5 protein-coding genes are annotated in these 6,096 nt (G+C 65.1%); 4 read left to right on the forward strand and 1 reads right to left on the reverse strand.

Annotated elements, in window-relative coordinates:
- Positions 1 to 50: 50 nt before the first annotated feature.
- From C476_RS10420 to C476_RS10435, 4 genes are read left to right on the forward strand one after another with little or no spacing between them, the layout of a single operon-like run.
- Positions 51 to 1,217 (forward strand): acyl-CoA dehydrogenase family protein, encoded by a 1,167-nt coding sequence (locus tag C476_RS10420; RefSeq protein ID WP_008012611.1) that lies wholly within the window; start codon positions 51 to 53, stop codon positions 1,215 to 1,217.
- A 2-nt stretch (positions 1,218 to 1,219) separates the two neighbouring features.
- The gene (locus tag C476_RS10425; RefSeq protein WP_008012613.1) at positions 1,220 to 3,046 is read left to right on the forward strand and encodes an acetyl-CoA carboxylase biotin carboxylase subunit; all 1,827 of its coding nucleotides are present in this window, start codon (positions 1,220 to 1,222) and stop codon (positions 3,044 to 3,046) included.
- A 6-nt stretch (positions 3,047 to 3,052) separates the two neighbouring features.
- On the forward strand, positions 3,053 to 4,789 hold the full coding sequence (locus tag C476_RS10430) for an acyl-CoA carboxylase subunit beta (protein WP_008012615.1): 1,737 nt from the start codon (positions 3,053 to 3,055) through the stop codon (positions 4,787 to 4,789).
- A gap of 14 nt (positions 4,790 to 4,803) precedes the next feature.
- Positions 4,804 to 5,268, forward strand: a complete 465-nt coding sequence (locus C476_RS10435) for a MaoC family dehydratase (protein ID WP_008012617.1) — start codon at positions 4,804 to 4,806, stop codon at positions 5,266 to 5,268.
- A 41-nt stretch (positions 5,269 to 5,309) separates the two neighbouring features.
- On the opposite strand, the gene C476_RS10440 is transcribed toward C476_RS10435, so the two are convergent.
- Positions 5,310 to 6,032, reverse strand: a complete 723-nt coding sequence (locus C476_RS10440; RefSeq protein ID WP_008012619.1) for a class I SAM-dependent methyltransferase — start codon at positions 6,030 to 6,032, stop codon at positions 5,310 to 5,312.
- Positions 6,033 to 6,096 lie beyond the last annotated feature (64 nt).

A 6,096-nucleotide genomic window follows, 5' to 3' on the forward strand; every position in this document is an offset into this window, starting at 1 on the left:
CCTCGGAGGACGAATTATTAGAGACGACCCCACATACGACACACTATACCATGAATTTCGAGTCTACCCAAGAACGGTCGATGATCCGATCGACCGCGAAAGCGGTCGCAGCAGAATACGGGCCGGAGTACTGGCGTGAGAAAGAGGAAAACGAGGAGTTCGCCCAGGGGTTCTGGGACGAACTCGGCGAAGCCGGCTTCCACGGCCTGTTGGTTCCCGAGGAATACGGCGGTGCCAGTATGGGAATGCAGGATATGGGACTGGCTATGGAGACGCTCTGTGCCGAAGGCTGTGGCATGGCCGGCACCTGGTATCTGGTGCTCACCGCGGGTATGGCCGCCGTCGGCATCCGCGAGAACGGCACGGAGGCACAGAAAGAGAAATACCTCACCGACATCGCCACCGGCGAGCGGAACTTCTCGATCGGCATCACCGAACCAGAAGCGGGGACGAACACGCTGAACGTCGCCACGCGCGCAGAAAAAGATGGTGACGAGTACGTCCTCAACGGCCAGAAGGCCTGGATCACCTTCTCCGACCGGGCGGACAACATGATCCTCGTCACCCGCACGACGCCGCTCGAGGAGGTCGAGCGGGGCACCGACGGCATCAGCCTGTTCATCGTCGACATGGACTCCCCCGGGATCGACGTCTCGCCGATCTCCAAACACGGCATGAACTACTCGAAGTCCTGTGAGGTGTTCCTCGAGGACGTCCGCGTCCCCGAGGAGGATCTCCTCGGCGAGGAAGACGAGGGCTGGTGGGCGCTGGTCGATATGCTCAACCCCGAGCGCATCGGCTTCGCCGCGGCCGGGACGGGGATCGGCAAGCTCGCCGCGAATACGGCGATCGAGTACGCCAACGAACGCGAGGTGTTCGACGCACCGATCGGGAGCCATCAGGCCGTCTCGTTCCCGATTACGAAAGCCTACGCGCGGATGGAGACGGCCGCACTCATGCGTGAGAAGGCCGCCTGGCTCTACGATCAGGGTGAGGAGTGTGGCTACGAGACCAACGTCGCGAAGGCGACGGCCGTCGAGGCCGGCATCGAAGCGGTCAAACAGTCGATGCAGGCCTTCGGCGGCTGGGGCTACGCCACGGAGTACGACGTCGAGCGCTGGTGGCGTGAGATCAACCTCACGCGGCTCGCGCCAGTCAGCCAGCAGATGGCGTACAACCACATCGGCCAACAGATCGGCTTCCCCAAATCCTACTGATCATGTTCGACAAAGTTCTCGTCGCGAACCGCGGCGAAATCGCAGTGCGCGTGATGGCAGCCGCCGAAGAACTCGGCTGTGAGACAGTCGCCGTCTACAGCGACGCCGACCGCAACGGCGGCCACGTCGACTACGCCGACGAGGCGTACAACGTCGGCCCGGCACCGGCCAGCGAGTCGTACCTCGACCAGGAAGAGATCATCGACGTCGCCCAGCGAGCGGGCGCGGACGCAATCCATCCCGGCTATGGCTTCCTCGCCGAAAACGCCGAGTTCGCCAGCAAGGTCGAGGAGACCGATGGGATCACCTGGGTCGGCCCGCCGAGCGACGCCATGGAGACCCTCGGCGAGAAGACGAAGGCTCGAACCGTCATGCAGGACGCCGGCGTCCCGGTCGTCCCCGGGACGACCGAACCGGTCGACGACGCCGCCGAGGTGCGCGCGCTCGGCGAGGAGTTCGGCTATCCCATCGCGATCAAAGCCGAAGGCGGCGGTGGCGGCCGCGGCATGAAGATCGTTCGCAGCGAGGCCGAGGTCGACGACGCCCTCGAGAGCGCCAAACGTGAGGGCGAAGCCTACTTCGGCAACGACTCGGTCTACGTCGAGAAGTATCTCGAGGCACCCAAACACATCGAGGTGCAAGTGCTCGCGGACCAGCACGGAAATGTCCGCCATCTCGGCGAGCGCGACTGCTCGCTGCAGCGTCGCCACCAGAAGGTCATCGAGGAAGCCCCGAGCCCGGCGCTCGACGACGACCTGCGCGCCGAGATCGGCGAGGCCGCCCGGCAGGGCGTCCGCGAAGCCGGATACACGAACGCCGGGACCGTCGAGTTCCTCGTGGAAGACAGCGTTGCGTCGGAGACGCAACGAGAGGGAGGCGGTGAAACCGCCGGACCAGAGTTCTACTTCATGGAGGTGAACACCCGCATCCAGGTCGAACACACCGTCAGCGAGGAGGTGACCGGCATCGACATCGTCCGGTGGCAGCTGCGGGTCGCCGCCGGCGAGGAACTCGCCTTTGCTCAAGATGACGTCGAGATCGAGGGCCACGCGGTCGAGTACCGCATCAACGCCGAGAATCCGGCCACCGACTTCACGCCCACGCCCGGGCAACTAACGACCTACCGACCGCCGACGAGTATCGGCGTCCGTCTCGACCATGCGGTCGCACAGGGCGACGAGATCGGCGGCGACTACGACTCGATGATCGGGAAACTGATCGTCAGCGGCGAGGACCGCGCCCACTGTCTCGAGCGTTCGAAGCGCGCACTCGAGCACTTCGACGTCACGGGCGTCCACACGACGATCCCGTTCCATCGGCTGATGCTCGACGACGAGACCTTCGTCGCCGGCGACCACACCACGAAGTATCTCGATCGGGAACTCGAGGATGACGCGCTCGAGGCCGCCGTCGATCGCTGGGGGCCAGCGGATGCGGCCGGCGGCGACGGAACCCAGCCGCCGACCGCGGAGGTAGCCGTCGAGGTCGACGGCAAGCGATTCGATGTCGTCATCGAAGACGCGAGCGCACGGATGACGGCCGAGCCAGCCGACAGCGGTAGCGGCAGCGGTTCGAGCAGCGGGGCCGCGGCCGAGGGCGCCGCCGAGGTCGCGACCGCAGACGCTATCACCGCCGAAATGCAGGGAACCATCCTCTCGGTCGCGGTCGAGGAAGGCGACGAGGTCGCCGCCGGCGACGTCGTCTGCGTGCTCGAGGCGATGAAGATGGAAAACGACGTGGTCGCCGGAAGTAGCGGGACGGTCGAATCGGTCCCGATCGCGGCGGGCGACTCCGTCGACATGGGCGATACCCTCGTCCGACTGGAGTGATCACCGATGCGAATCAAGATTGCAGACGACACGACCGAAACGGAGGCACAGGCGATCGCCGAAGCCATGGCGTCGCAGTACCGAGAGGACGTGACCGTCGTCACCGACGGCGGCGACGAGATCAGCAGCGCGTCCTACGACGGCGACAGCGACGCCGGTGCGACGGCGGCGGGCGAACCCGAGGCCCAGCCGGACGCCGATCTCGAGCCGACCGAGCGCGAGGAGCTGCTGCTCGAGGAGATCGAGGAAATCCTCGAAGGCGGCCCGGAGAAGTACAAAGAACAACTGCCCGAGGAGGGCAAACTGTTCGTCCGCGACCGGATCGATCTCTGGTTCGGCGATGACTTCCTCTTCGAGGACGGCCGGTTCGCGGAGTTCGACGACGACGACCAGCTGCCGGCCGACGGCCTGATCACGGGCGCTGCCGAGTTCGAGGGCCGGGACGTCCACTTCATGGCCAACGACTACACGGTCAAACGCGGCAGTATGGCCGCGAAGGGCGTCGAGAAGTTCCTGCGGATGCAACAGCGCGCGCTGAAGACGGGCAAGCCAGTGTTGTATCTGATGGATTCGTCGGGTGGCCGGATCGACCAGCAGACCGGCTTCTTCGCGAACCGTGAGGGCATCGGGAAATACTACTACAACCACTCGATGCTCTCCGGACGCGTCCCACAGATCTGTGTCCTCTATGGCCCCTGTATCGCCGGGGCGGCCTACACGCCCGTGTTCGCCGACTTCACGGTCATGGTTCGGGATATGTCGGCGATGGCCATCGCCAGCCCACGCATGGTCGAGATGGTCACCGGCGAACAGATCGACCTGCAGGAACTCGGTGGGCCGGACGTCCATGCCAGCTACTCCGGTAGTGCAGACCTCGTCGCCGACGACGAGGAACACGCTCGAGAGCTGGTCGCCCAGCTCATTAGCTACCTGCCGAACAACGCAGACGAGAAACCACCCCGAACAGACGGGCAGGCACCGGCCGCCTCACCCGAGGGCATCGACGCCGTCGTGCCCCAGGAACCCAACAAGGGCTACGACATGTTCGACGTCATCGACCGGGTGGTCGACGCCGGCTCGACGCTCGAGCTCCGGCCGGAGTTCGGCAAGGAGATCATCACCGCCTTCGCCAGAATCGACGGCCGGCCGGTCGGGATCGTCGCCAACCAGCCTGCCCATCGCGCGGGCGCGATCTTCCCGGACGCCGCCGAGAAGGCGGCCCAGTTCATCTGGACCTGTGATGCCTACGACATCCCCCTGCTGTACCTCTGTGATACGCCGGGCTTTATGGCCGGCTCGCAGGTCGAGAAAGACGGGATCTTAGAGCAGGGCAAGAAGATGATCTACGCCACCTCCTCGGCGACGGTGCCAAAACAGTCGGTCGTCGTCCGGAAGGCCTACGGCGCGGGCATCTACGCGATGTCCGGTCCCGCCTACGACCCCGAGAGCGTCATCGGTCTGCCCTCGGGCGAGATCGCCATCATGGGACCCGAGGCGGCGATCAACGCCGTCTACGCGCGCAAACTCGCCGAGATCGACGACCCGGACGAGCGCGAGCGCAAAGAACAGGAACTCCGCGAGGAGTACCGCGAGGATATCGACATTCACCGGATGGCGAGCGAAGTCGTCATCGACGAGATCGTCCCGCCGAGCAGCCTGCGGGAGGAACTCACGAACCGCTTTGCGTTCTACGAGGACATCGACAAGGACCTGCCCGACAAGAAACACGGGACGGTCCTCTGATCCCCATTCCAGCCATGACAGGACGTTACTACGAGGACTTCGAGGTCGGCGAGACCATCGAACACGAGAAGCGACGGACGATCAGCGAAGCCGACAACCAGCAGTTCTGTGACATAACGATGAACCAACAGCCCCTGCATCTCGACGCCGCGTTCGCCGCGGAAACGCAGTTCGACGGGCGGCTGGTCAACGGGCTCTACACGATGAGCCTGGCCGTCGGGCTCACGATCCCAGACACCACCGACGGGACGATCGTCGCGAACCTCTCGTACGACAACGTCGAGCACCCGAACCCGGTCTATCACGGAGACACGATCAGGGTCCAGTCGACGGTCACCGACAAACACGAGACCAGCGACGGCGAGCGCGGGATCGTCACCATGCACGTCGAAGTGTTCAAAGTGAATGAGCAGGAGGAACCGCTGGTCTGTGAATTCGACCGGACGGCACTCTCACTGAAACGCGAGCACGCGACGTAACGATGCCAGCCGATCGTGGTCGAACCGAGTCGCCTCGAGCCCTACTTCGCGACGCCGACGATCCATCGCCATCGCTGTTCGACGGTGCCCTCGAGGCCCGCGAGCAACTCTCGGGCCTTCGCGACGCGTTCGTCGGCGGCGAGTCTCGGATAGAGCCGTGCCGCCATCGCCGGAATCGCGTGGAAACGTCGCACGTTCTCGGCCGTCGTCGCGAACCGCCAGGTGCCCGTGGCGACGGTAAACGCGTCGGCGAGCGCCGCCTCGACGTCGTCGGCACCTGTCGGCGACCGCGACTGTCGCTCGAGGTCGGCAAAGACATCCGTCCCGTCGGCATCGACCCAGCCAAGCGGTGCGACGGCACCGACGACTCCACCCGGCCGCAGGACGCGGGCAGCCTCTTGGGCCGCGATCGCCGGTTCGGGGACGAGAAAGAGCGACGCGGTAAACGCGACGCCGTCGAATGCCCCGTCGACGAAGGGCAGGTGATCGAAATCGCCCTCGACACGGGGTACACCCTCGAGTTCGCACAACATCTCACGGCTGATGTCCAGTGCGATCGGTCGCTGTGCCCGCTCCGCGAAGACACGCGTGCTCACGCCCGTGCCGGCACCGGCATCGAGGACGGTGTCGAACGGCCCGTCGGCTCGCGCCGACAGTTCGGCGGCCAGCAGTCTGGCAAGTGCAGTAAACCGGCCGGTTCGCTGCTCGTAGGCGTCGTAGGCGGAGACGCTGTCGTCGAAGTTCGTCCGGACGATAGCCTTCATACGGCCGACCACGGACGGCGATGGAATATGCGTTCTCATCACACGATCGTCCGGGAGGCGTATC

The organism is Natrinema limicola JCM 13563, assembly GCF_000337475.1.
GTDB lineage: Archaea > Halobacteriota > Halobacteria > Halobacteriales > Natrialbaceae > Natrinema > Natrinema limicola.

What these genes read in the sequence shown, in the direction of transcription:
- C476_RS10435 (WP_008012617.1), top strand. Translation starts at nt 4,804, where the DNA reads ATGACAGGACGTTACTACGAGGACTTCGAGGTCGGCGAGACCATCGAA.
- C476_RS10430 (WP_008012615.1), top strand. Translation starts at nt 3,053, where the DNA reads ATGCGAATCAAGATTGCAGACGACACGACCGAAACGGAGGCACAGGCG.
- C476_RS10425 (WP_008012613.1), top strand. Translation starts at nt 1,220, where the DNA reads ATGTTCGACAAAGTTCTCGTCGCGAACCGCGGCGAAATCGCAGTGCGC.
- C476_RS10440 (WP_008012619.1), bottom strand. Translation starts at nt 6,032, where the DNA reads ATGAAGGCTATCGTCCGGACGAACTTCGACGACAGCGTCTCCGCCTAC.
- C476_RS10420 (WP_008012611.1), top strand. Translation starts at nt 51, where the DNA reads ATGAATTTCGAGTCTACCCAAGAACGGTCGATGATCCGATCGACCGCG.